Source organism: Candidatus Didemnitutus sp. (assembly GCA_019634575.1).
Classification (GTDB): Bacteria; Verrucomicrobiota; Verrucomicrobiia; order Opitutales; family Opitutaceae; genus Didemnitutus.
This window is the reverse complement of the sequence record JAHCAY010000001.1, coordinates 645,061-670,980: the sequence shown is the minus strand read 5'-3', so window position 1 is coordinate 670,980 and position 25,920 is coordinate 645,061. Positions and strand designations below refer to the sequence as shown.

At 67.1% G+C, this 25,920-nt stretch carries 15 protein-coding genes and 1 tRNA gene; 7 read left to right on the top strand and 9 right to left on the bottom strand.

The window, feature by feature from the left end; genetic code table 11:
* Window positions 1–38: 38 nt before the first annotated feature.
* Both hrpB and KF715_02790 read left to right on the top strand, forming a co-directional pair.
* Entirely contained in the window at window positions 39–2,627 is a 2,589-nt protein-coding gene (gene hrpB, locus KF715_02795; protein MBX3735592.1) for an ATP-dependent helicase HrpB, read from the top strand.
* Between the two features lie 59 nt (window positions 2,628–2,686).
* Window positions 2,687–3,439 (top strand): dienelactone hydrolase family protein, encoded by a 753-nt coding sequence (locus tag KF715_02790; protein ID MBX3735591.1) that lies wholly within the window; start codon window positions 2,687–2,689, stop codon window positions 3,437–3,439.
* A 180-nt stretch (window positions 3,440–3,619) separates the two neighbouring features.
* Here KF715_02790 and KF715_02785 read toward each other — a convergent pair whose 3' ends face one another.
* Window positions 3,620–4,480: an alpha/beta fold hydrolase gene (locus KF715_02785; protein MBX3735590.1), complete on the bottom strand. Its 861-nt coding sequence runs from the start codon at window positions 4,478–4,480 to the stop codon at window positions 3,620–3,622.
* 221 nt (window positions 4,481–4,701) lie between these two features.
* Between KF715_02785 and ppc the strand changes: the two genes are divergently transcribed.
* Window positions 4,702–7,368 carry a phosphoenolpyruvate carboxylase gene (gene ppc / locus KF715_02780; protein MBX3735589.1) on the top strand — a complete coding sequence of 889 codons (2,667 nt, stop codon included), beginning with the start codon at window positions 4,702–4,704 and terminating at the stop codon, window positions 7,366–7,368.
* An 82-nt stretch (window positions 7,369–7,450) separates the two neighbouring features.
* On the opposite strand, the gene KF715_02775 is transcribed toward ppc, so the two are convergent.
* From KF715_02775 to speA, 3 genes are all read right to left on the bottom strand, one after another.
* Entirely contained in the window at window positions 7,451–10,468 is a 3,018-nt protein-coding gene (locus tag KF715_02775) for a DUF4982 domain-containing protein (protein MBX3735588.1), read from the bottom strand.
* 160 nt (window positions 10,469–10,628) lie between these two features.
* Window positions 10,629–11,459, bottom strand: a complete 831-nt coding sequence (locus KF715_02770) for an alpha/beta fold hydrolase (GenBank protein MBX3735587.1) — start codon at window positions 11,457–11,459, stop codon at window positions 10,629–10,631.
* 61 nt (window positions 11,460–11,520) lie between these two features.
* The gene (gene speA, locus KF715_02765) at window positions 11,521–13,461 is read right to left on the bottom strand and encodes a biosynthetic arginine decarboxylase (protein MBX3735586.1); all 1,941 of its coding nucleotides are present in this window, start codon (window positions 13,459–13,461) and stop codon (window positions 11,521–11,523) included.
* Between the two features lie 84 nt (window positions 13,462–13,545).
* On the opposite strand from speA, the gene yajC reads away from it, so the two are divergent.
* The 4 genes from yajC to KF715_02745 all read left to right on the top strand — a co-directional run bounded on the left by yajC (window position 13,546) and on the right by KF715_02745 (window position 18,436).
* Complete coding sequence (gene yajC, locus KF715_02760) at window positions 13,546–13,872, top strand: preprotein translocase subunit YajC (GenBank protein MBX3735585.1); 327 nt, start codon at window positions 13,546–13,548, stop codon at window positions 13,870–13,872.
* An 85-nt stretch (window positions 13,873–13,957) separates the two neighbouring features.
* Window positions 13,958–16,498, top strand: a complete 2,541-nt coding sequence (secD, locus tag KF715_02755) for a protein translocase subunit SecD (protein MBX3735584.1) — start codon at window positions 13,958–13,960, stop codon at window positions 16,496–16,498.
* Between the two features lie 81 nt (window positions 16,499–16,579).
* On the top strand, window positions 16,580–18,295 hold the full coding sequence (recJ, locus tag KF715_02750) for a single-stranded-DNA-specific exonuclease RecJ (protein ID MBX3735583.1): 1,716 nt from the start codon (window positions 16,580–16,582) through the stop codon (window positions 18,293–18,295).
* 64 nt (window positions 18,296–18,359) lie between these two features.
* Window positions 18,360–18,436: transfer RNA gene (locus KF715_02745), tRNA-Arg, on the top strand.
* Between the two features lie 328 nt (window positions 18,437–18,764).
* On the opposite strand, the gene KF715_02740 is transcribed toward KF715_02745, so the two are convergent.
* Genes KF715_02740 through KF715_02720 form a run of 5 tightly spaced genes read right to left on the bottom strand, consistent with a single transcriptional unit; the run spans window position 18,765 to window position 25,920 of the window.
* The gene (locus tag KF715_02740; GenBank protein MBX3735582.1) at window positions 18,765–20,393 is read right to left on the bottom strand and encodes a long-chain-fatty-acid--CoA ligase; all 1,629 of its coding nucleotides are present in this window, start codon (window positions 20,391–20,393) and stop codon (window positions 18,765–18,767) included.
* Window positions 20,394–20,430: 37 nt separating this feature from the next.
* The gene (locus KF715_02735; protein ID MBX3735581.1) at window positions 20,431–21,738 is read right to left on the bottom strand and encodes a hypothetical protein; all 1,308 of its coding nucleotides are present in this window, start codon (window positions 21,736–21,738) and stop codon (window positions 20,431–20,433) included.
* Window positions 21,738–23,447, bottom strand: coding sequence for a hypothetical protein (locus tag KF715_02730; protein ID MBX3735580.1), 1,710 nt, complete (start codon window positions 23,445–23,447; stop codon window positions 21,738–21,740). Before KF715_02730 ends, KF715_02735 begins: the two co-directional genes overlap by 1 nt.
* 9 nt (window positions 23,448–23,456) lie before the next feature.
* Complete coding sequence (locus tag KF715_02725; protein MBX3735579.1) at window positions 23,457–24,725, bottom strand: aminotransferase class III-fold pyridoxal phosphate-dependent enzyme; 1,269 nt, start codon at window positions 24,723–24,725, stop codon at window positions 23,457–23,459.
* Entirely contained in the window at window positions 24,703–25,920 is a 1,218-nt protein-coding gene (locus KF715_02720) for a hypothetical protein (GenBank protein MBX3735578.1), read from the bottom strand. The genes KF715_02725 and KF715_02720 overlap by 23 nt, the downstream gene beginning before the upstream one ends.

The following is a 25,920-nucleotide window of genomic DNA, read 5'->3' as shown; positions in this document are numbered from 1 at the left end:
TGCGCTCGCCGGGGCGCGGCGCTCAATCGTGCCGCTTCATGCCCGATCCGCGCCAGCTGCCCATCTACGAACTCGAGCAAAAACTCGTCGACTCGCTGCGCGCGCAAGGTCGCCTGATCGTCCAGGCACCTACCGGTTCCGGCAAGTCCACGCAGGTCCCGCAGATGCTGCTCGAGCACGGTCTGCTCGGCCAGCGGGGCGAGGTGGTCGTGCTCCAGCCCCGCCGGCTCGCCGCGCGCATGCTCGCAAAACGCGTGGCTGAGGAAGTCGGCGCGCGGCTCGGTGACGTCGTCGGCTACCAAATCCGCCTCGACTCGCGCGTGAGCGACGCGACGCGCATCCGCTTCGTCACCGAAGGCATTTTGCTCCGGCAGATGTCCTTCGATCCCACGCTGCGCGGCGTCAGCGCGATCGTGTTCGACGAATTCCACGAGCGCCACCTCTACGGCGACATCTCGCTCGCGCGCGCGATCCAGATCCAGCAAACGCGCCGGCCCGACCTGAAGCTCGTCGTCATGTCCGCGACACTCGACGCCGCGCTGCTGAAGGACTACCTCGCGCCCTGCGACGTGCTCACCTCGCAAGGTCGCACGTTCCCCGTGCGCATCGAATACCTGCCCAAAGCGGTCAACTTCGAGCACGATCCCGTCTGGGCTGTCGCCGCGCGCGAGTGCGAACGCATCGCGGCGCAGACGACCGGCGATCTGCTGGTGTTCATGCCGGGCGCATTCGAGATCGGCCGCACCGTGCAGGAAATCCAAGGCTCGCACGCGTTGCGCGGCTTCGCGTGTTTCCCGTTGCACGGCGAGCTGCCGCCCGACGCGCAGGATCGCGCCGTGGCGCGCTACGACGCGCGCAAGATCATCGTCTCGACGAACGTCGCCGAAACCTCGCTCACGATCGACGGTGTCGCCGCGGTGATCGACAGCGGCCTCGCACGCGTCGCGCGCTACGATCCGCATCGCGGCATCAACACGCTCCTCATCGAGAAAATCTCGGTTGCGTCCTCCGACCAACGCGCCGGCCGCGCCGGCCGCACCGCGCCGGGCGTGTGCTTGCGACTGTGGACCGAGCGCGAGCACGCGCAGCGTCCGCTCCAGGAATTGCCCGAGGTTAAGCGCCTCGACCTCGCCGAGGTCGTGCTGACGCTCAAGGCCGCCGGCATCGATGACATCCACGGCTTCCCCTGGCTCGAAATGCCCGACCCGAAAGCACTCGAGCGCGCGGAAACACTGCTGGAGGATTTGGGTGCACTAGGTGGTCGTCACGCTCCACGTGACGACCGTCCGCGCGCGGAGCGCACGGACCACCTTGCCATCACCGACGTCGGCCGGAAGATGCTGCGCTTCCCGATGCACCCGCGTTACGCGCGCATGTTCCTCGCCGCGCAGGAATACGGTTGCGTGCGCTCGGTCGCGCTGATGGCGGCGCTCACGCAGGGGCGGAACTTCCTGCTCCGCGGCGTCGACCGGCGCACCGAGGAGGCGCGCGAGGAGCTGTTCGGCGCGGAGAGCGAGTCGGATTTTTTCCTGCTGATGGGTGCCTGGCGCTACGCGGACAAGGCGAACTACAACCTGGATGCCTGCCGCCGTCTCGGTATCCACGCGCAGGCCGTGCGGCAGGTCGGGCCGCTGTTCGAGCAGTTCCTCGAGATCGCCGCCGGCGAGAAGCTCGACGTCACCGAGCAGCGCGTCGACAGCGTCGCCGTGCGCAAGTGCGTGCTGCTCGGCTTCAGCGATCATCTCGCCCGTCGCCTCGACAAGGGCACGCTTCGCTGCGAACTCGTGCACGCGCGCAAAGGCGTGCTCGCGCGCGAGAGCGTGATTCAGAATTCGCCGCTTTTCGTCGCCGCTGAGATCACCGAGATCGAGAGCCGCGGCGAGGTGAACACGATCCTCAACCTCAACACCGCGATCGAGGAGGCGTGGCTCAAGGAGCTTTTCCCCGACGATTTTCAGGACGCCGGCGGCGTGGTTTACGATGAGCTGCAACGCCGCGTGCTCGCGCGCAAGGAGCGGCGTTTCCGTGATCTCGTGCTCGAGTCCAAGCAGACCGCCGACGAGCCGCCGGCGGGGCAGGCCGCGGCGCTCCTCGCCCGCGAAGTTCTCGCCGGTCGCATCCAGCTCACCGAGTGGAACGAGTCGATCGAACACTGGATCACGCGCGTCAACTGCCTCGCGAAGTGGTGGCCGGAGCTCGAAGTGAACCCGATCGCCGATGCCGATCGCGCCACGCTGATCGAGCAGATTTGCTACGGCAGCTATGGCGCGCGCGAGCTGAAGGACAAAGCCGTCATGCCCGTGCTCCGCGACTGGCTCTTGCCGGAACAACTCGCCGTGCTCGACGAGTATTTGCCCGAGCGCATCGAGATGGCCAACGGCCGCAAGGCACGCGTGCGCTACGAAAAGGACGGTCCGCCGGTGCTCAGCGCGCGCATCCAGGAGCTCTACGGCGTCAGCTCCAAGTTCACGCTCGGTCACGGCCGTGTCGCCGTGAAAATCGAGGTTCTCGCGCCGAATCAGCGACCGATCCAAGTCACGGACGACCTCTCGAATTTTTGGCGCGAACAGTATCCGAAAATCAAAACCGAGCTCTCCCGTCGTTATCCGCGCCACGAGTGGCGGTGAGCCGGGTGTCGGCGGGCGTGGCTTGCCGGCTGCCGGCGTTGCGGCCAAGACTTGAGCCGATGAAACCCACCGTCTGCATTTTGGGCCTGATCGTTCTGCTCTCTGGCTGTTCCTCCGCGCCTCGGCAGCCGGCGACACCGGCGAAGTCGGGCGCGGATGCGATCACGCTCAGCGTCGAGTGCACTTGGCACTACCTCGTGCAGTTGCCGAAGGAATACCGCGAAGACGGTCCGGCGTGGCCGTTGGTGGTGTTCCTGCACGGCTCGGGAGAGCGGGGGAGCGACCTTCAACTCGTCGCGCGCCACGGTCCGCCCAAGCTCGTCGCGCAAGGCCGGGAGTTCCCCTTCATCTTGGTTTCGCCGCAGTGCCCCGAGTTCGGCTGGTGGTCGGCCGCGTCCATCGATGTTTTCGTCGAGCAGCTTTCTCGGCGCTACCACGTCGATCGTCAGCGCGTTTATCTCACGGGCTTGAGCATGGGCGGTTTCGGAACTTGGGATGCTGCCGGGCTCAACCCGGCGCGTTACGCGGCGATTGCGCCGATTTGCGGTGGCGGTGAATTGCCGCCGGCGATCCTCGGTGAGCGACTCAAGAATCTGCCGGTTTGGGCCTTTCACGGAGCGAAGGATCCGCTGGTGCAGCCGGCCTTTTCCCAGGAACGGGTCGACGCCATCAACGCTGCCGGCGGGCACGCCAAGCTGACCATGTATCCCGACGCGGGGCACGATTCGTGGTCCGAGACCTACGCGAATCCCGCCTTCTATGAGTGGTTGCTGGCGCAGAAGCGTCCGGCCCCGACAAACTCCGCCAAGTGAGCGCGCACCGCGGCGGCGCGGATTGCCTCGTCTTGCTTTGACGTGGGCGCATCGCGTGACGGTCGCGATGCGGGTGTCGCACCAAAGTTCTAGGTTCTGCTCGGCGAGGGGTGCGAGTCGCCGAGGCCTAGTCGCCGTCGCGCCGGCGTCCGGGGCAGCTTTCGCGCTGCTGAACGGCGCTTACTTGATGTAGTCCTTGCTGTCCGGACGAGTGAAAGGCTCGTGGAAAAAGGTTTCGAGCGTCTGATCGAACAACGCCGGTTTTTCGCTGGAAACGCCGTGCGTCGCACCCGGGAAGATAGCGAGGTGTGCGTGCGCCAAGTGCTCGAAAATTTGCTGCGTGTGCTCGGGGCGGATGACGTCCTTGTCTCCGGCCATGACCAGGACGGGCGCGGTGATTTTTTCGAGATCGCTCAGTGGGATGTGCGGGTGGTTCGCGAGCAGATCGAGGTGCTGTTTGCGGACGGGCAGGAACGCGCGCTTGTCGCCCTGCGCCAACAGCTCTTCGACTTGTTTGCGTTTGCTGTCGACCCACTCGAGCACCCACGGGTAGGCGCCGGCCGGATTCAGGTTCGCTCCCATGATCGCGAGTTTCCCGACCTTGTCCGGGTGATGGATGGCGAGGAGCAATCCGATGATGCCGCCGTCGCTCTGGCCGAAGATGCAGGCGGACTTGACCTGCAAGTGGTCGAGGAGGGCGTTGAGATCCTCGGCCATCAGCTCGTAGGTCAGTTCGCCCGCGACGACTTCGCTTTTGCCGTGGCAGCGCGAATCGACGGCGATGACGCGATAGCGAGGGGAGAAGAATTCGATCTGGGCGGCGCGGCCGGAGATCGAGCCGCCATTCCCGTGGATCATGAGCAAGGCCGGACCCTCGCCGTAGATTTCGTAGTAGAGTTTGACGCCGTTGACCTGCGCGTAGGCGCCGGCGCTGGGGTTGGAGCCATACGGGATGGCCGGGGCGGACTGCTGCGCGAGCAAGGCCGACACGAACACGCAGAGCAGCACCGAGTAGGAGGCAAAAACACGTCGGAAACGCATGGCGCAAGGCGATGGGGCGCTGACGATCCCGGCAAAGCGATTTCGACAACCTGCGACGCTGGCGCGTCACACAGCGAATAGCGCCGTCGAAGACATGGGCGTGCAGTCCGACGGGCCGAAGCCGCTTTCGTCGCGTCGCCGCGCCGCGAAAGGCCTCGGGCTATGACGCCACGCGACGTTGAGCGGCTGCGCGCTCGGGCGCAACTTGACCGCGCCCCTCGATGCCCACCGCCCACGCCGCCCCACGCCACGCTGCCGACGAACTTCCCCTGTTGCGCGCCGAAGTCCGCACGCTCGGCGCCCGGCTCGGCTCCATCATCGAGCGCCTCGAAGGCGCTCCCACGCTCCAGCTGGTCGAGGAATTGCGTTTGCTCGCCAAGGACAGCCGCGCCGGCAAGACCGCCGCCGCCGGGAAACTCGCCGCGCGCGTGCGCCGGCTCTCGCCGAAACAGGCGCTGAATCAGGCGATGGCGTTCACGCTGTTCTTCGAACTCGTCAACTTGGCCGAGGAGAACTTCCGCATCCGTCTCCTTCGCGCCCGCCGCGCGGATGCCGAGCAACGCAAGGAGTCGATTGCCGCCGCCGTTGCCGAGTTGAAGCGCCGCGCCGTGCCTGCCGACGAAGTGCAGGCGATCCTGGAGCAGCTCGACATCGAGCTCGTCTTCACCGCGCACCCGACCGAGGCCAAGCGCCGCACGCTGCTCACGAAGCTCGCCGCTCTGGCCGATGTGCTGCGGCACACGCCGGTCGGCGAGATGGCGGACAGCCCCGAGATCGAGCGCGAGATCGTGTCGCTCTGGCTGACCGACCGCGGCCGTCCGACGCCGCCGACGGTCATCGACGAGGCGCGCACCGGACTCTGGTATTTCGAGCGCACGCTCTATCACGTCCTGCCCGAGTTGCAGCGCGACCTCGCGGCGGCGCTGGCGAAGCATTACCCGACCGTGCGTCCTCCTCAGGGGTGGCTGCGCTTCGGCTCGTGGATCGGCGGCGACCGCGACGGCAATCCGTTCGTCACCGGCGACGTGACTCGCTCGGTGCTGAAAATGGAGCGCGATCTCGCCCTGACGGCGATGGGCCGCGGCCTGCAACGACTGGGTTGGTCGCTGACGTTGTCGTCGCTCCGCGAACCCGCGTCGCCGGCGCTCGCCCGCGTGGCGCAGAAGCTGGGGCAGCACTCGGCCGACTGGGACGAGATCAAGCGCCGCCATGAATTCGAACCGTATCGCCTGCTCGTGTTCACGCTGCGCTCGCGGCTGCGCGACGCGAAGCATCCGCTGACCGAGTCCGAGCTGCGCGAAGCCCTCGCGGCCATCGACGCCAGCCTGCGCCGGAGCCGCGCCGCGGTGATCGCCGACGGCACGTTGCGCGATGTCGAGAGCCGAGCCGCCACCTTCGGACTGCACACCGCGCGCCTCGATCTCCGGCAGCATTCGGCCTGGCATGCCCGGGCGGTCGCGGCGTTGCTCGCCCGCGACGACTATCCCGAGTTGCCGGAGGACGAGAAGTGCCGCCTGCTGGCCAGCGCGATCAAGGCCCCACCGCCGGCGCCGGCCGACGCGACCGGCGACCTGAAGGCCGCGCTGGAGTCGCTCGACGCCGTGCGCGGGGCGCCGTCCGAGGCACTCGGCATCTACATCGTCAGCATGACGAACGACGTCTCGGACCTGCTCGAAGTCGTGCTGCTCCAGACGGTGGCCGGCACGTGCCTGCCGGTGTCGCCGCTGTTCGAGACGCTCGAGGACTTGGAGAACGCGCCGCGTGTGCTGGAGCAGTTGTTCGACCAGCCGGTTTACCGGCGCTGGCTGAAGCGCCAGGGCGACCACCAGCACGTGATGCTGGGCTATTCCGACAGCAACAAGGACGCGGGCTTCCTCGCGGCGAACTGGGCGCTCTACGAGGCGCAGGAGACGATCTCGGCCGTCGTGCACGGACGCGGCATCGGCCTGACGCTTTTCCACGGCCGCGGCGGCAGCATCGCACGCGGCGGCGGCCCGGCGGCCAAGGCCGTGCTGGCGCAACCGGTGGGCCTGCGCAACGGCGGCATCCGCATCACCGAGCAGGGCGAGGTGCTCTCGACGCGCTATCACGACCTCGACATCGCGCACCGCGTGCTCGAGCAGATGGCCTACGGCGTCATCCTCGGCTCGCAGGCGGCGCGCTCCGAGCGCAAGCCCGTCGATCCCGCCTGGCCGGCGGCGATGGCAGCGATGAGCGCGCACAGCACCGAAGTCTACCGCGCGCTGGTGCACGACCCGGAGTTCCTGACCTTCTGGCAGCAGGCGACGCCAATCGACGAGATCGGCGAGCTGAAGCTCGGTTCGCGCCCGTCCTACCGCAAGGCCGGCCCGCGCACGTTGGCGGACCTGCGCGCGATCCCCTGGGTCTTCTCCTGGATGCAGAGCCGGTTCAACCTGCCCGGCTGGTTCGGCCTCGGCTCAGCGCTGGAGCAATACGCCGCGCGCGACGCCGGGCTCGAGCAGCTGCGCACGATGTATCGCGAGTGGCTGTTCTTCCGTCTCCTGATCGACAACACCCAGCTCACGCTCGGCAAGGCCGACCTCGGCATCGCGCGCGTCTACGCCGGCCTCGTCGAGGACGCGACGCTGCGCGAACGCATCTTCGAGCGCATCGCCGCTGAGTTCCGCCGCACCGAAAAATGGGTGCTGGCGGTCGCGGGGCAAAATCACCTGCTCGGCGGCGAGCCGGTGCTCGCGAACTCGATCAAGCAGCGCAATCCCTACATCGACCCGCTGAACTACCTGCAGGTGGAGATGATTCGCCGCCTGCGCGCGGGCAAGTTGAGTGACGCTGAACGCCGCGAGGCGAAGCGCGTGATCGAGCTGACCGTCAGCGGCATCGCGGCGGGGTTGAAGAACACGGGGTGACCGCGAGTCGAGGTAGCCCGGGCTCCCCGAACGCGGGTCAGGCGCGGATGTAGTCGCACGACCCGCGCCCGGAGGTCGCGGACTACCGCACAAAGACCAGATACATCGCCGCCTGCTTGGGGTTCGCCTGCTCGGTGTTTGGTCCGAGCGTGAGGCTGCCGGCGGTGGCGAGGCGGCGGGTGAAGAGCGAGAGCGTCACGCCGTTGACCACGAGCTTCTCGTTCGTCGGCGCGAAATCCGCGAGCCACGGCGGGCGCGGCAGGCGGTCGTCGTGGGCGATGGTGACGACGGCGGGCCCGGCGGTGGCGAGTTCCATCAGGTCGACGGCGTGGTAGCGGGCGTCGCGATTGTCGACCTGCACCCAGTCGGCGCCGACGAGCGAGGCGGGCAGCTGCCTGAACGGCGATTCGACATCGACGTAGGCGTTGCGTCCGTCGCGTGCGTCGGTCTCGACGTGCACGATGGTCGCGTTCGGGCCGGAGTAGTTGAACGCTTTGATGAAGCGCCCGGCTTGGCCGGCGGGAATCGCCGGAGCGGTCGCGCCCGCGCGCGGCGCGAGTTCGGCCGGTTGGCGCTGCGGAGCGTTGGGTAGCGTGAACTTCGGCCACGCGGGCGGCGCGTCGGCGGCGACGGCGTGCGCTTCGAGCGTGAGCGTGGCGGCAGCGAGGCCGGCGGAGGTGGCGCGCACGGTCACGCGGCCCGTTTGCGGCTGGCTGCGGAGTGCGACGCGGTTGATGCCGGCTTCGAGGTCGAGGAAGGTGTGATTGATCGAGTCGAGTTTGCCGCTGTTGTAGCCGCCGCGCCAGACGGCGGGACCGTCGACGGCGAAGTCGACGCGCTGCTGGAAGGTCGGCACGCGGTCGCCGCGGGCGTCGATGGCCTCGACGTCGAGCAGGGCGATGTCGGCGCCGTCGGCGCGCCAGCCGTCGGGACCGGTGATCGGAGTCAGCCGCAGCGCCACCGCGGGACCCACGGTGTGCTGCGCGGCGGTGGCGGCGACGCGGCCGGACTTGTCGTAGGCCAAGGCCTTGATTTCGCCGGGCTCGAACGTGACGTCGCGGAAGGTGTAGAGGAAGCGGTTCTCGGGCTGCGCGCGGCCGACGGAGCGGCCGTTGACGAACAACTCGACGTCACCGCCGGTATTGGCCGCCACGTAGACGGTTTTCCTTGTGCCGGCCGGATAGGACCAGTGGCCGATGACATGGACGCGGGGCGTGTAGGTGAACATCACCTGGCAGACGAAGTAGGCCTCCTTGGGCAGGCGCACGCCGTCGACTTCGCCGCTGGCGCGCGCGACTTCCACGGCGACGCGGCCGCCGCTCGTGCTGTCGGAGAAAATCCAGTTCGCGCCGCCGGCGTGGTTGTCGGCGCCGAGCTTGGTGACGTAGTGCTTCACCTGGTTCACGGCGAATTGCTCGGACGTGAGCTGGTAGGTCTGGCCCTTCGCCTCGGGGTAGCCGAAGTTCGGCGGCGAGGCGTCGTCCCAGACGCGGCGCGGCGACTCCTCGCGGTCGTATTCGCCTTCGACGACGGGCAGGCGCGCGATCTCGCGGCCGCCCTCGGTGCCGATGCCGACGTCCATGAACTCGGCCGTGATCTGGTCGGCGCGGCGGTGGGCGTAGGCGCGGCCGCCGTGCGGATCGTAGCGGTCCATCAGCGCGCGCAGCGCGGCGGCGTGCTCGCGCGTGACCTTCTGGTTGCCGCCTTCCCAGATGAAGATCGACGGGTTGTTGCGGTAGTAGATCAGCACGTCGCGGAAGTTCGCCAAGCGCAGTTCCCAAGCACCGCCAACGGTGTCGTGCTCCCCGTCGCCGGCGGGTTGGAGCGTGACGATGCCCAGCTCGTCGCCGGCGCGGATCTGCGCCGGGCCGGCGGGCGTGTGGCCCCAGCGGATGAAGTTGCCGCCGGCGTCGCGCATGAGTCGCGAGGTGTAGGCTTGCAGCCAGTCGGGGAGGGCGGCGCCGAGCCCGGGCCACTCGTTGGTGGGTTTCTGACCCCAGCCGTGGAGCTTGGTGTGCGCGCCGTTGATCCAGAGGCCCGTGGCGGCGTCCCAGCGAATGGCGCGGATGCCGAGCGGGATCTCGGTGCGGTCGATCACCGCGTCCTTGGTGCGCAGCTCGATCACGCAGCGGTAGACGTGCGGGTAGCCGGGCTCCCAGAGGCGAGGATGCGTGAGGCGGGCGGCGAACTTGAAGGTGTTCGCTTCACCGGCGGCGAGGGCGACGTCGTCGGCGCCGCGCCAGACTTCGCGGCCGTCGGCGTCGAAGAGCGCGGCGGAGACGGTGAAGCAATCGTCGGTCGTGCGCTCGTTGTGCGCCGGGACCTCGAGGGCGAAATCGGCGGAGTCGGCGGAGACGTTCGTGGCGTAGGCGTAGGGGCCCTCGGTTTGGAGAAACGAGTAGAGCGGGAGCGTGATGTGCAGCGGGTCGGTGACGATGAGGCGGACACTGCGGTAGATGCCGCCGTGCGCGGGATGCCAGTGGGGATTGTTCCAGGGAATCTGGTCGGCCTGCAGCTCGTCGAGCGTGGCGGGGATCTGCTCGTTGAATTGCTGGGAGAGCTGGCCGAGGTTGGGATGCGTCTTCTCGTTCGTGGCGGCCTGCGGGGCGAGCGAAGGATCGAGCGGGTCCTTGGCGAAGCGGTTGTCGACCATCACGGCGAGGATGTTCGGTGCGTCGAAGCGGAGATGCGGCGTCAGGTCGAAGCCGAAGGGCGTGAAGCCGCCCTTGGCGACGCCGAGCTTGGTGCCGTTGAGATAAACTTCGGCGACTTGGCGCACGGCCTCGAATTCGATGAAGACCTTCCGGCCGCGCCAGGTGGCGGGGGCGGGGAAGTGTTTCCGATACCACGTGCGACCGCTCCATTGCTGCTGCTCGCCGCGGTGGCCGGGGAGCGACCAGTTGTCGAAGGTGTCGACGTCGTTGAACGTGTGCGGCGTGGAGACGGTTTCCCACGCGGCGTCGTCAAAGGCCGGCGTCGCGGCGGCGGCGGGGTCGGATTTCGTGAAGCGCCAGTCGGGGTTGAAGTTGAGCGTGAGGCGCTCGGCGCGGAGGGCGAGCGGCGCGGCGAGCGCGAGCAGGACGAGGGGCAGACGACGCATAGCGGGGTGTGGTGACGGTAGGCGAACGCGACGGCACAACAATCGCGAAACCTTGTTGTTTCATCCCTCAATCGGGGGATGCGTCAAGGGCGAGCATCTTGCGCGGCGCTCGCAACATGGCGTTCGTGAGCTTGTCGCCGCCGGGACGGCGGCGACCACCTTAGGGTGCGGCGAGGAACTCGGCGACGACGCGGTTGAACTCCGCGGGGATCTCCTGGAGTGCACCGTGGCTGGCTCCGGGAAAAATGTGCAGCTGCGCGTGCGGCAGGCCGGCGGCGATGGCGCGCGTGTGCGGTTCGGGAATCATGTCGCGCTCGCCCGCGAGCACGAGGGCGGGGCAGGTGATGCGGCGCAGATCTTCAGCGGTGATCGTAGTTTGGTCCACCATGAGCACGAGGTGTTGCTCGAGTTGGAGGTTGCGCGGTGAGCGGTCGCCGGCGGCGAGCTTGGCGCGGACTTCCGCGAGCCCGGTTTTCATGCCGGCAAAGTCGTCCGGCTTGAGGGCATCGGCCACGAGGTTGGCGCCGGAGAGCGCGATGCGGCGGACGCGGTCGGGGTGGCGCAGGGCGAGTTGGAGCGCGACGATGCCGCCGTCGCTCCAGCCGAGAATGTCGGCGGGCGCGGCGTGAAGTTGCGCGAGCAGGGCGGCGACGTCGTCGGCGATTTTCTCGTAGGTGAGGGGAGTGGCGCCCATTTCGCTGCGTCCATGGCCGCGGCTGTCGATCGCGATGACCTGCCGCGTGGCGCGGAAGAAATCGATTTGGAAGTGCATCGCGGCGATGCTGCCACCGTTACCGTGGAGGAGGACGAGCGGCGCGCCGGTGGCGGCTCCGTAGGTCTCGTAGTAGAGGCGGATGCCGTTGACGGGCGCGGTGTGGCCGTGGGCGTCGTCGTGGCCGTAGTTGGGCGCGGCGTGCGGAGGCGTATTCGCGGCGCGGAGGAAGGGCGCGAGCAGCAGGGCGCTGAGGAGGAATGGCAGGCGCAGGTGCATCGTGGTTTTGGCGGCGGGATCGGGAGACCCCGCCCTACATCCGAGTGCGGCGAGGTCGGCGCTACTTTTTCTTCCCGGGTTTCGGGACGATGTTCAGGTAGGTCTTGGCGAGCATCTGCGATTCGTAGAACTCGACGAGGCGCACGCCTTCGCGCGGCTTGATGAGGTCTTTCTTGGTGGCGTGGTCAACTTGCTGTTTCACGCGGCGGCAGAGTTCTTCCCACTGATATTGCACGCCCTCGATGACGTCGGCGACGCGGGAGCCGGCGAGGGCTTCCTCGATGTAGTAGCCGTTGGGTTCGTCGTCTTCGAGGAAGACGTGGACCTCGTTCACGCGGCCGAAGAGGTTGTGCAGGTCGCCCATGATGTCCTGGTAGGCGCCGGTGAGGTAGATGCCGAGGTAGTAGGACTGGCCGTTTTTCAGCGGGTGAAGCTGGAGGTAATCTTTCTGATCCTGGAGGTCGATGAAGCTGCCGATCTTGCCGTCGGAGTCGCAGGTGATGTCGACGAGGATGGCGTTGACGGTGGGTTTCTCGTTCAGGCGGTGCAGCGGCGTGACGGGGAAAAGCTGCTTGAGCGCCCAGGAATCGAGGAGCGACTGGAAGACCGAAAAATTGCAGACGTATTGGTCGGCGAGGAGTTTCTTGAGGTCGTGCAACTCCTCGGGCTGGTAGCCGGACTTGTTGCCCTCCTTGTCGATCTGCTCGCAGATTTGCCAAAAGATCTGCTCGGCGGCGGCGCGGTTTTCGAGATCGAGGTAGCCGAGGTTGAAGAGCGAGAACGCCTCTTCCTTCTTCTGCATCGCGTCGTGGTAACGCTCGAGGCGACCGAGCTTGGCCTTGTTTTTCAGGAGGACCTCGAGGTCGGTGACTACTTTATGCGTCGACTTCGGCTGGTGCTGCTTACCGAGGGATTCGCGTTTGTTGATACGTTCGAAGACCTCGACCACGAGCATCGAGTGCGGGGCGGCGACGGCGCGGCCGGACTCGGTCACGATGTCGGGCACTTTCACGTCGGCGGCGGTGCAGATTTCGCGGACGTTGAAGACGATGTCGCGGGCGTATTCGTCGAGGGAGTAGTTCATCGACGACTCGAAGTTCGTGCGCGAGCCATCGTAATCGACGCCGAGTCCGCCGCCGACGTCGAGGTAGCCCATCGGAAAACCCATTTTCGAGAGCTGGCAGTAGAAGCGCGCGGCTTCGGTGACGGCGGCTTTGATCGTGATGATGTTCGGCACCTGCGAGCCGATGTGGAAATGCACGAGGCGCAGCGATTGCTGCATTTTCGCGGCGCGGAGTTTCTCGACGGCGAAAAGGACTTCGGCGGTGTTGAGGCCGAACTTGGCATTGTCGCCGGTAGAGGAGGACCATTTGCCCTCGCCGCGTGTCTGGAGCTTCACGCGGAAGCCGATCATCGGTTTCACGCCGGTCTCTTTCGCGAGGCGGATGACGGTGTCGACCTCGGAGAGTTGCTCGATGACGATGATGATCTTCTTGCCCAGCTTGCGGCCGAGGAGGGCGAGCCGCATGTAGTCGTCGTCCTTGTAGCCGTTGCAAATGATGAGGCGCTGCTGGCCCTCGTGCATGGCGAGCGCGATCATGAGCTCGGGCTTCGAGCCGGCTTCGAGGCCGTAGTTGAAGTCCTTGCCGGCGGCGATGACCTCGTCGACGACTTCGCGCAGCTGGTTGACCTTGATGGGGAAGACGCCGCGATACTCGCCCTTGTAGCCCTCGTCCTTGATGGCCTTGCGGAAGGTCTCGTTGAGCTGGACGACGCGGTGGCGGAGCTTGTCCTGGAAGCGGATGACGAGCGGGGCTTTCAGGCCCATGCTCACGGCCTCGTCGACGACGTCCAAGACGCGGATACTGCGGCCATCGGCGATGGGCTCGACCTGCACGAAGCCCTCCGAATCGACGGAGAAATGATTGGCACCCCAGCGCTTAAAACCGTAGAGGTCCTCGGATTGAGCGGCGGACCAGTTGGAGGCGGATTTGTTCTTCAATGCGGTGTGCGAACGGAGGCTTGCTTTTTGTTGGGGCGGTTAGATTAATCGACGTTTTCATTTTTCAAAACAGTCGAAGTTTCAATGACCAAATTCTCCACCTTCCTCGCCCAAGCCCAACCCGCCGCTCCCGGTGGCGCTTCGATGCTCATGCAGATGCTGCCTCTCGTGCTGATGTTCGGCGCGATGTATTTCCTGCTCATCGCCCCGCAGCGCAAGAAGCAGAAGGAGCACGAGAAGATGCTCGGAGCCCTCAAGTCTGGCGACGAGATCGTCACGACCGGTGGCATCTACGGCACCATCACCAGCGTGAAGGAAGACCGTTTCATCGTGCGCATTGGCGAAAACCAGAAGGTCGAAGTCGGCAAGGGCTTCGTCCACGCGGTCGTCAAGAAGAGCGACGCCGCCTGAGCGCACGGCGCGCCGCGCCGCGTGGCGCCGTGGCCCGCACCCGCCGCGCTCCAGCGCGGCATCTACCCTTTAACAACCACACCCAATGTTCCGTCGTAATCTCTGGAAACTGATCCTGTCCACCGCGCTCGTCGCCTGGGCAGTGTCTTCGATGCTCCCGCTGAAGGACCGCGACTTCGGCCAATACGTCCGCAACGAAGCCGAGGCCAAGCAGGCCGACTTCAACAAGCTCATGACGCGAGTCAGCGAGCGCGTGCAGTCGAATCAGGCCCCGAGCGTGTTCGTGGCGCTCAAGCAGATCGCCCGCGAAGAGAAGATCGATCTCTCGCAATATTTCCCGCAGGTCCGCCTCGAGGCGAACCTCAAGAACGTCGAGAAGCGCAACTCCATCCTCCTCGACGAGCTGCTGCGCCGCTCCAAGGGCCGCCTCCAGCTCGGTCTCGACTTGAAGGGCGGCGTCGCCTTCACCCTCGAAGTCGACGAGCAGGTCGCCGCCAAGTTCAACGAGAACACCCGCAAGGAAAAGCTCGAGAAAGCGATCGAGATCATCGGCGCGCGCGTGAACAGCCTCGGCGTTTCCGAACCCATCATCCGTCCCGTCGGCGACACCCGCATCGAAGTCCAGCTCGCGGGCATCAGCACCAAGGATAATCCCGAGGTGATCAACGCCGCCAAGAAGCCGGCGCGCCTCGATTTCCGTATGGTGCATCCCTACGCCGCCCCGCCGCAGGAAGTGCCGCCGGGCTACGAGGCCATGACCCTCGAGAACGAAAGTCGCGGCGGCGAAACCTACGCCGAGGAGCTCTTCGTCAAACGCATCCCCGAAATGACCGGCTCCGGCGTCTCCGATTCGTATCCGGTCATGGATGAGTTCGGCCGCTTCAAGATCATCCTCCGCTTCAACAAGGAAGGTAAGGAGAAGTTCGCCCAAGTCACCAAGACCATCGCCGACGAAGGCCAGCGCGCCGGCCGCCTCGGTCGCCTCGCCATCGTCCTCGACGGCAAGCTCTACTCCGCTCCGACCGTCCGCGATCAGATCAACAGCGACAGCGCGGAAATCTCGGGCTCGTTCACCCAACGCGAGGCCATCGACCTCGCCAGCGTGCTGAACAACCCGCTCGACCTCCCGCTCGTCGTGAAGGAACAGAACGAAGTCGGACCCTCGCTTGCCGAGGACGCCGTCTCGAGCGGCGTGCGCGCCTCGCTCATCGGCACGGTGCTCGTCTGCGCGTTCATGGTGACCTTCTACGCCACCGGCGGCCTCGTTGCCGTCGCCTCGCTCGCGGTCAACATCGTCATCATTCTCGGCACCATGGCCGCCCTCGGCGCGACCATGACCATGCCCGGCCTCGCCGGCATCGTGCTGACCATCGGTATGGCGGTCGACGCGAACATCCTGATCTTCGAGCGCATGCGCGAGGAACTGTCCGTCGGCAAGTCGCTGAATAATTCCAACCAAGCCGGCTTCGAGAAGGCGCTCACCACCATTCTCGATGCCCACTTGGTCCAGCTCATCATCTGCGCGATCATGATCTGGCTCGGCACGGGCCCGATCAAGGGCTTCGGCTTCACGCTCCTCATCGGTGTCATTTCCACGCTGTTCTCGGTGCTGATCACCGGCCACATGCTCATGGAAATGCTCGTCGATGCCGGCCTGCAGAAGATCACGATGCGCCGCATGCTGGGCGACCTGAAGGTCGACTTCGTCAAATACGGCAAGCCCGCCGCCATCGGCTCCGTGGCCCTCGTGGTCATCAGTCTCGCCTATGTCGTCTACCAAGGCGACCGCATCTACGGCATCGACTTCGCGGGCGGCGACCAGATCACCGCCAACTTCACCACCAAGGTCGACCCCGGCGCGATTCGCAAAGTCGCCGAGCAGAGCGGGGTGGGCGAGGTGAACATCACCTACGCCAGCGACCTCGGCAGCGGCAAGGAGCAGCTGAAATTCGAGACGCCCTACGGCAAGTCCGAGCAGCTCCTCTCCGCCCTGCAAAAGGCCTACCCGAACGCCGGCCTCGTGAAGGCGGGCGGCAGCCAGATCGGCGCGACGATCGGCAAGGAAATCAAGTGGAACGCCATCCTCTCCGTCGGCGTTTCGATGGTCGTCATTCTCCTCTACATCGCCTTCCGCTTCGAGTTCGGCTTCGGCATCGGCGCCATGGCTTCGACGCTGCACGACATCCTGATGAACATCGGCATCTTCGTGCTCTTCGGCCACAAGTTCTCCGCTCCCATGGTGGCGGCGATCCTGTGCGTCGCCGGCTACTCGATCAACGAGACCGTCGTCGTGTTCGACCGTATCCGCGAGGAACTGAAGCTCAACCCGACCGGCAATCTCCGCGACATCATCAACGGCGCCATCACGAAGGTCTTCGCCCGCACGATCATGACGGCCACGACGACCTTCCTCGCCGCGCTTTCGCTGTGGATCTTCGGCGGCGGCCAGTTGCACGACATCGCCTTCACCTTCCTCGTCGGTATCGTCACCTCGACGTTCTCGGCCATCTTCGTCGCCGCCCAGGTTTTCTACTGGTGGCACAAGGGCGACCGCAAACACGTCGAAGCGCACCACGACATCGCGCCCAAATACGAGTGGGCCGGCTCTTCCCGCGCTTCGGAATAAGCTGACCGGGCGCCTCGCGTCCGCCTCAGCTGATTCCCGCAAGCGCGGAGTCGGCCGAGGTGGCGTGCGCCCATCAGTCCCATGCGCTGGAATTATACGCCGGTCCACGCGGAAAGCGTGGCAGCCCTCGCGCGCCAGCTCGGCACGAGCGAGGTGGTCGCGGAGTTGCTCGTCCGCGTCGGCCACCTCGAGCCGGAGCCCGCCACGCGCTTCCTGCAGCCCGCACTCGCGACGCTCGCCGATCCGTTCCTGGTCGCCAACCTGGACGCCGCTGTGGCGCGCCTCATCCGCGCGATCGAGCGCCGCGAGAGCGTCATGGTGCTCGGCGACTACGACGTCGACGGCGTGAGCAGCACCGCACTGCTCGTCGACGTCCTTCGGCGCCTCGGCCTGCAACCACGCTACGTCGTGCCGCGCCGACTCGAGGAAGGCTACGGTCTCACACGCACCGCGATCGACCGCGCGCTCGAGACCGCGAAGCCGGACCTGTTCGTCGCCCTGGATTGCGGCACGAATTCCCACGACGAGGTCACGCACCTGCGCACGCTCGGCGTGGAGGTGATTGTCGTCGACCATCACCGTTCGAAAGAGACGCCGACCTTCGATGCGCTGCTGATCAACCCGCATGTGCATGCCGCCGAGGGCGACCACGCCTGGCGGCACTGCTGCACCGTCGGTCTCGTCTTCAAGCTGCTCCACGGCCTGCTCAAGAGTCTGCGCGCGCAAAACTATCCCGGCGTGATGGAAATCCGCCTGCGCGACTACCTCGATCTCGTCGCGATGGGCACGATCGCCGACCTCGTGCCGCTCGCGGGCGAGAATCGCATTTTTGCCAAGCACGGCCTGCAGGTCCTCGCCGGCACGCAGCGGCCGGGCTTGTGTGCGCTGATGTCCGTGGCGGGCTTGAAGCCCGAGAACGGCCTCACGCCAGTCGATATTTCCTTCCGCCTCGGGCCGCGCATCAATGCCAGCGGGCGGCTCGCGGATGCGTCGCTCTCGGTCGACCTGTTGCTCAGCGCCGATCCGTTCTTCTGCCGCGACATCGCGAAGCAGCTCGACGACCTGAACAAGGAGCGCCAGGAAATCGAGCGACTCATCACCGAGCAGGCGGAGGCCTACGTCGAAAAGCAGTTCGCTGACGCGTGCGGCTTCGTGCTCTTCGACGAAGGCTGGCATCCCGGCGTCGTCGGCATCGTGGCCGGCCGCATTTCCCGCAAGTTCAACCGTCCCGCCATCGTGCTCGGCAACGAAGGCGAACTCGCCAAGGGCTCCGGGCGCGGTGTCAGCGGCGTCAATCTTGTCGAGTTGCTCAGCGGTTGCCAAGCGCACCTCGAGAGCTGGGGTGGGCATCCGATGGCGGTGGGCGTTTCACTGCGCAAGGCGCGGATCGAGGAATTTCGCACGCAATTCAACGCCGTCATCCGCGAGCGGCGCGGGCTCGATGCCTGCGAGCCCGTGATCGAACTGGCGGGCTGGCTGGACGGCGAACAAGTCACCGAGCGCCTGATGGACGAGCTCGACCAGCTGCACCCGTTCGGGCAGGGCAACCCCGAGCCGATCTTCGGCGTGCGCGGGCTGCGCCTGCGCGCGCGTCCGGAGGTGTTCAAGGAGCAACATTTCCGTTTCACCGCCGAGGACGGACGCGGTCGCCGCTTGAGCGGCGTGGCGTGGAAACTGGCGGAGAAACTCCCGCCGGTCGGCCAGCCGCTGGAGCTCGCGGTGCAGCTCAACTGGAATTTCTACGCCGGCCGCAAGCAGCTGCAGATCGAGCTGCTTGATTGGCGCGTCGCGCCGTGAGGTTCTCAGAAAAATTCTGCTTGCCGCCCGGTGGCGAAGTTCGCTTAGTTCGCCGCTCTGTTACGCAGCCGTAGCTCAATTGGATAGAGCATCTGACTACGGATCAGAAGGTTTGGGGTTCGACTCCCTACGGCTGCGCCACTTTCAAGCCCCGGCAAACCAATGGTTTCCGGGGCTTGTTGTTTTTCGACACCGCGGATCGTGCGAGGACAAGAGGCTATCCGAAAACCGGGTTCCAGCGTTGACCGCGTGCTGGCACGCGCGCGTTGCTTTCTGGGCCGCGGCCAAAGTCGCCGCCTACCGCATCGGCAAAGCGCGTTTTCAGATAACCTCAGGGCATTTTAAAGACATGTCCTGGTATCGCTTCGGTCGCGTTAAATCGGAATCAGTCGCCGTCGCGGTAGGGGCGGAATGCGAGCGCCGGTTCGGTCTTCGGTGCGTCGGCACCGCAGCCGCGGCGGCTCCGGTCTCAGGCGCCAATCTTTGCCGCTCCGTAGTGCGCGCGATAGGTTTCGCGCAGAACGGTTTTCTGCACCTTCCCGGTGCCGGAGACGGGCAACGCGGACACGAAGACGACGTCCTCCGGCAGCCACCACTTCGGGACGCGTGACTCGAGATGGCGGAGGATGTCCGACGCTGTGGCGCTCTGGCTCGCTTTCAGCACCGCGATGACGAGCGGACGCTCGCCCCATTTTTCGTGCGCTACGCCGATGACAGCGGCCTGTGCGATCGCGGGGTGCGCGGCGACGGCGTTTTCCAGTTCGATGGAACTGATCCATTCGCCGCCGGATTTCACGAGGTCCTTCGTGCGGTCCACGATCTGGAGGAAGCCGTCGGCATCGATCGTCGCGACATCGCCGGTCGGAAACCAGCCGTCGTCGCGCAGCGGGTCGCCGCCTTCGCCGCGAAAGTAGCTCCGGCAAACCCAGTGCCCGCGCGCGAGCAGTTCGCCGCGGCTGCGTCCGTCGTGCGGCACGGTGCGGCCGTCGTCGTCCACGATGCGCAGCTCGATACCGGCGAGAGGACGGCCTTGGGCGCGCTGCGGCTCGTCGCCGCGCGTGTCGAGCGGCGCGCGGCTGGTCGGCGTGTTCACGACACCGACGGGGCTGAGCTCGGTCATGCCCCAGCCGTGACGGACTTCGATGCCGTGATCGTCGCGGAGAGCGCGCGCCATGGTGGGTGGGAGCGCAGCGCCGCCGATGACAGTGCGGTGCGGCAGCGGCAGGCGCTGGCCGAATTTTTCGAGATGCTGCAACACGCCGAGCCAGACCGTCGGCACACCGCAGGAGAAAGTGACGCGCTCCTGCGTGTAGAGTTCGGTGAGGTTCGCGCCGTCGAGGCCGGCGCCGGGGAAGATGAGCTTCGCTCCGGTGAGCGGAGCGGCGTAGGGGATGCCCCAGGCGTTGACGTGGAACATCGGCACGACGGGCAGCACGGTGTCGCGCGCCGAAAGGCCGAACGAGTCGGGCAGGCTCACGGCGTAAGCGTGCAGCAGCGTGGAGCGGTGCGTGTAGAGCACGCCTTTCGGGTGGCCGGTGGTGCCGGACGTGTAGCAGAGCGCGGCGGCGGCGAGTTCGTCGAGGTCGGGCCACACGAAGTCGTCGCTCTCGTCGGCGACGACGCTCTCGTAGCAGAGCAACGGCAGCGCGCTGGCCGGCAGGTGCGTGCGGTCGGTGAGCGCGATCCAATGCCGGACGTGTGCGCAGCGTGGCGCGATGGCCTCGACCTGTTTCAGGAACGCGAGGTCGAAGAACACGACACGGTCGTCCGCGTGGCCGACGATGTAGGCGAGTTGGTCGAGCGAGAGGCGCGGGTTGATCGTGTGCACGACGGCACCGGAGCCGGAGGCGGCGTAGTAAATCTCGAAGTGCCGGTGCGTGTTCCACGCGAGCGTGCCGACGCGGTCGGTGCGTTGGACGCCGAGCACGGCGAGCGCGCGGGCGAGCTGGCGCGCGCGGCGGTGCGCGGCGCGATAGTCGTAACGGTGAATGCCGCCTTCGGGGAGACGGGTGACGATCTCGGTGGCGCCGTGGCAACGCTCGGCGTGTTGGAGCAGCGACGAAGTCAGCAACGGCTGACGCATCATCAGGCCATGCATGGCGGGATGTGGGGTTGGGGTAGTGACGTGGAAACGGTCAGCGCGCGAGGAGCGTGCGTAGGCCGAGAGGAATCGGTTCGGGCAAGTGGCCGACTTCGCGCGCGAAGCGCTGGCGGATAGCGGGCGTGAGCGAGCGCAGCGACATGATCAACGCGGCGCGCCAGTCGACGCGGTCACCGCACACGGCGAGCCCGCGCGCGAGCGCTTCGACCGGCAGCATCTCGTGGACGTTGCTCGGGGCGAAGGCGCGCGTCTGCGCCGCGAGGTTGTCGAGCGCGAGTTCGAGCGCGCGGCGCGCGGCCGGTTCCTCGGGCGCGTGGGCGGCTGTGAGCGCCTCGACGTAGTCGGCGAGCGCGGTGGCGAGGATGGAGTGGTATTGCGTGCGCGCGTTGTGCGGATCGAGCCAGCGGCCGGTCTCGGTCTGGCCGGGCAACACGCCGAGCTCGAACTTGCGCCGCGCGGCGTCGAGATAGCGCGACTCGTGCGTGACGAGGTAGAGGCGGGCGAGCAGGCGCGCGGAGAAGGCGTTGTAGTTCCAATTCGTCACGAGCGGACGCTGCATCGCCCACTCGCCGGCGCGACGCGCGCTGTCGAGCAGCGCGGTGTCCTTGCTGAGTGCGTAGCCTTCGAGCAGTGCGAGGCCGCACACGCCGTTGTCGAACTGGAGGTCGCCGTGGTCGAGGTCCTCGATCATCCACACACCTTCGGTCATCGTGCGGCCGAGGCGCTGGCCATCGGCGACGCGCTCGGCGGCCATTTTGCCGAGGCGATCGGTGCGCGCGGCATCGTAGGGATAGCCGAAGGCGCCGCTCTTCGTTTGAACCGACTGGAGATAACGCAGGCCGTCGAGCGCGCGGGCGCGGAATTTTTCGGCGATCGCGGCGTCGTCGAGCAGGCGCGCGGTGTCGAAGTAGGCTTCGATCATGCGCACGCTGTCGCGCAGGCGCTCGGGGGCGCGGCCAGCTTGCAAGGCGGCGCGCGCGACGTCCCACGGTTCGCGGCCGACGCGCGCGGCGCAGTCGGCGAGCCAGAGTTTTTCCACGTCGTCCAAGCTCGGCGCATCGGCGGCGGGCGGCAGATAGTCGGTCTTTGCCTCGGGCACGCTCACGTCGCGACCGAGCGCAGCGCGCAGCGCACGCACGGCGGCGTCCACGGCGGCGCGGTCGCCGGAGCGCAACGCGGCGCGGAGCTGGTCGTTCGCGTCGCGGGCTTCGCGGGAACGCGTCGCGGTAGGCTCGTGCCATTTGGCCGGATCGAGCGAGAAAATGTTCGGCGTGGTGGCGTGGGCCGAACCGAGCAAGGCGGCGGCGAGGAGCGGCAGGAGGCGTGGAGACGGAAAACGCATCAGGAACGGCGACGAGGTTGGAGCGCGAGCGCGGCCAAGCCGAGAGCGGCAAGGCCGCCGCCCGTCCAGGCGACGGCGGGCCACTCGGCACGCGTGGCCGGTTGCACGAGGGTGAGGAGCGTCATCGCGGCGGTGACGAGCACGCAGGCGCCCACGACGTTGAGCGGCGCCGGGAAGCCGCGATCATCGCCCGCGAGTTCGGCGGCGGGGTGGCGGAGCGAGTCGATGAAGCGGCGGGATTTCTCCGCCTCGTCCGGCGTCGAGCGCCACCACGCGCGGCTGACGAGGAAGACGGTGGCGCTGACGAGCGCGGTGCCGGCGTTTTGCAGCAGTGTGACGACGGTAGGCGAGCAGCCCCATTGGCGGGGAAAATAGTAGGCGAGCCACGCGGTCAGTGCGCCGGCGATCATCGCGGCGAAGGCACTGCGCGAATTCGTTTTCCAAGTGAAGAGGCCGAGAAGCATCGGCACGGCCATCGGGATGACGAAATACGAGGCGATTTGCTGCGCGGCGTTGAGGATGAGGCCGGCGGAGTGCAGGACGAGGATGCCGATGACGATCGTCGCGGCACCGGAGATGAGGACGGTGGCGCGGCCGACGAAGACGAGGCGGCGCTCGTTGGCGTGCGGGTTGATCCGGGCGCGGTAGATGTCGAAAGCGAAGACGCCAGAGAGCGAGTTCAGCTCGGCGCTGATGGTGGACAGCGTGGCGGAGAACATCGCGGCCACCATGACGGCGACGAGGCCACCGGGCAGGATTTCGCGGCAGATCCAGCCGAAGGAGGATTCGGGATGGATGGCGGGATTGAGCGCGCGTGCGACGAGCACCGGGAGCATGGCGAGTGCGATGTGCGGGAAGTAGAGCGCGCCGGCGAGCACGCCGGCCTTGGCGGCATCTTTTTCGCTGCGCGTGCCGAGGTAGCGCGTGATGAGGCCCCATTGCGCGGCGTTGTAGTCGCAGAAGAAGATCACCGCCCAAGCGAGGAACCACAGCCACTCGCTGCTCGCGAGCGAGGGTAGGCGGAAGAAATCCGCCGGCAGCAAGTGCAGCGCGCCGTCGATGCCGCCGATGCGGCCCCACGAGAGCGCGAAGAGCGCGATCAGCGCGGCGAACAGAATCACGAATTGGAGAATGTCCGCCACCACCGCGCCGTAGAGACCGCCGAGCAGCGTGTAGAGGATGACGACCGCCACGCCGCCGATGACGACGGCGTCGGGGATGGTCAGGCCGGCGGCGAACGGCGCGGTGCGTTCGTAGCCGAGGATCGCGGTCATCAGCACGGCGAACGCGGCGATGCGCACGCCGTTGCCGAGCGGGCGCGAAATCAAACCGAGCCACGCGAACACCTCCCGGAAGCGCGGCGAGTAGCGCACGGCGAAGTATTCGATCGGCGTCGTGAGGCCGGTGCGTCGCCAGCGCCGGCCGAAGGTGAGCGCGCCGACGATGAGCATCGTGGGCGGCAGGCAGGTCCAGAGCAGGCCGAAGGCGCCCTTGCCGTAAACGACGCCCGCGATGACGACGAACGAGTAGGCGGAGAAACTCGCCATGTATTGCGAGAGGCCGACGGCCCACCAGGGGATGATGTTGCCGCCCTTGTAGTAGTCCGAGGTGGATTTGGCGCTGCGCGCGAAGGCCGCGCCGATGGCGACGAGCAGGATGAAGTAGGCTCCGACGACGGCGACGACGAGCTGGTTCGTGGAAAGGTCCATGCGGGGAAATCAGGGCCGGGCGGCGGGCGCGGCGAGGAGCAGGCCGCAGGCTTCCTCGATCACGGCGAGGGTGTGCGCAATCTGCTCGGGCGTGTGCGCGGCCATGAGGCAGAGCGAAATCCCTTTCGGATCGCGGCGGAGCAGAACGCCGTGTTGTGCAGCGTGGGTGAGCACGATGGTCTGCACCTGCGCGAGCGAGAGACCGGGCACAACGGGCTGGAAAACGACAGCCGGCACCGCGTCGCCGTGCGTGAGCCGCACGCCGGTGCGGCGCGTGATCGCGACGAAGCCGTCGTGCAGCGCCTGCGCGGTAGCGTGTAGCGCGGGATAAAAACCGTCGCGCGAGAGCACGTCGATCGTGGCGAGCGAGGCGCGGATCGAGAGGAGTTCGCCCGAGTAGGTGGAGCTGATCCAGTTGTTCTCAATCGGGTCCATCCACTCGGCGCGGCCGACGAGCGCGGAGATGGGCATGCCGTTGGCCATGCTCTTGCCGAAGCAGGCGAGGTCGGGCGTGACACCGTAGCGTGCTTGCGCGCCGCCGAGGCTCCAGCGGAAGCCGGTGATGATCTCGTCGAAGATGAGCGGGATTTTCGCGGCGGCGGTGTGGGCACGGATCGTCTCGAGAAAACCGGTCGGCGGGTGCGCGCCGTAGAGCGCGGGCGTGAGGATGACGGCGGCGAGTTCGCTTTTGTTTTCGGTGAACTTGCGCTCGAACGCAGCCGTGTCGCCGAAGGGGAAGTCGATGGAGTAGGCGGCGAGTTCGGGCGGGATGCCGCCGGTCTTGGTCGTGACCGCCCACCAGTCGTGCCAGCCGTGGTAGCCGCAGGTGAGGATCTTGCCCTTGCCGGTGACGAGGCGCGCGGCGCGCACGGCGGCGGCGGTGGCCTCGGCGCCGGTCTTGAGCAGGCGCACACGCTCAGCGCAGGGGATGATGGCGCGGAGTTTTTCGGCGAGTTCTACTTCGAGCGTGCCGGGCAGCGAGAACAGGATGCCGTCGTCGAGTTGGGCGCGGATGGCGGCGTTCACCTCGGGGTGGTTGTAGCCGAGGATGATCGGGGCGAGCGCGGCGATGTAGTCGATGTAGTCGTTGCCGTCGGGATCGGTGACGATGGCGCCGTGCCCCTTGTTGAGGAACGCGGGGAACACGTCGGCGGAGGCGAACTGGCCGACGCGTTTGCTGATGGTGTGCGTGCCGCCGGGCGCGACGGCACAGGCGCGCTGCCACCACGCGCGAGTGCGCGGGAGGCCGGCGGGATTAGGGCTGAGCACGGTGGGCATAGTCGAGGTAGGCGGCGGCGTAGGGGCCGAGTTCGGAGGACGGCGCGCGGCGGGCGAGACCGGTGGAGGCGAGCGCGTGCATCGCGGCGGTCCAACGCGGCGTGGTGCGCCAGCGCGAGAGCGCTTGCGCGAAAACTTCCGTGGGCACGGTGACGACGGAGACGCCGGCGCCGAGGATTTCGTCGGCGGCGTTGTCGAGCCCGAGTGTGGCGGCGCGTTCGACGGCGGCGTCGGTGATGTCGAAGGCGCGGTTGGCGACGGCGAGTTCGACGAGGGCGCGGCAGAGGATGGCGTGATAGACGAGCTTGGCGTTGTGCGGGTCGAACCAGCGGCCGTTGTCCATCTGGCCGGGCAGCACGCCGAAGCGGCAGCGGCGCGCGGCCTCGTCGAGCCAGGCGCGGTCCTTCGTGACGAGCGCGAGGCGGGCGAGGAACCAGACGCTGAAGGAATTGTAGTTCCAGTTGGTGACGATGGGCTGCGTCTTCGCCCATTCGGCGGCGCGGAGCGCGGCGGCGAGGTAGCGGGCGTCGTGCGTGAGCGCGTGGGCTTCGAGGAGCGCGACGCCGCAGAGGCCGTTGTCGTATTGGAGGTCGCCGCGGCCGCCGTCGGAGACGAGCCAGCCGTCGGCGATGGCGTCGGGATGGGCCTCGAGGAGCTTGTCGATCATCTTGCCGAAGAACTCGCTCTTGGCGCGGATGTCGGGGAAGGCAAAGAGGCCGTTCGGGCGCTGCACGCTGCACAACGCGTCGGCGAGCCGCGGGATCTCGGCGTGCTCGGCGGGGGCGGCGTCGCCGAGCGCGGCGACGGTTTGGGCGTCGGCGATGAGCAACACGGCGAGCTGGCGGAGGCCGGCGGGGAGTTTGGTGGGATGCGCGATGTCGCGCAGGTAAGCCTCGATGTCGGGGGCGATGTGCGCGCGATATTTGACGAGGTAGGCGGCGGCGAGCTTCGCGTCGGCGGGAGCGGAGGCGTCGGCGGCGACGCGTTTGGGCGTGCCGCCTTCGACGGTGCCGACGAGATCGCCGAGTGCGGTGCGCCACTCCGCCGCCGCGGCGCGCACAGCGGCGGCATCGCCGGCGGCTTGGGCGGATTGGAGCCGGGCTTGCGCGCGACGGACGGCGGTTTCGTCGGCGCGAGTGCAGGCAGCGAACGCGACGAACGCGAGCGCGAGGGCGGAGAGGCGGCGGAGTTGCAT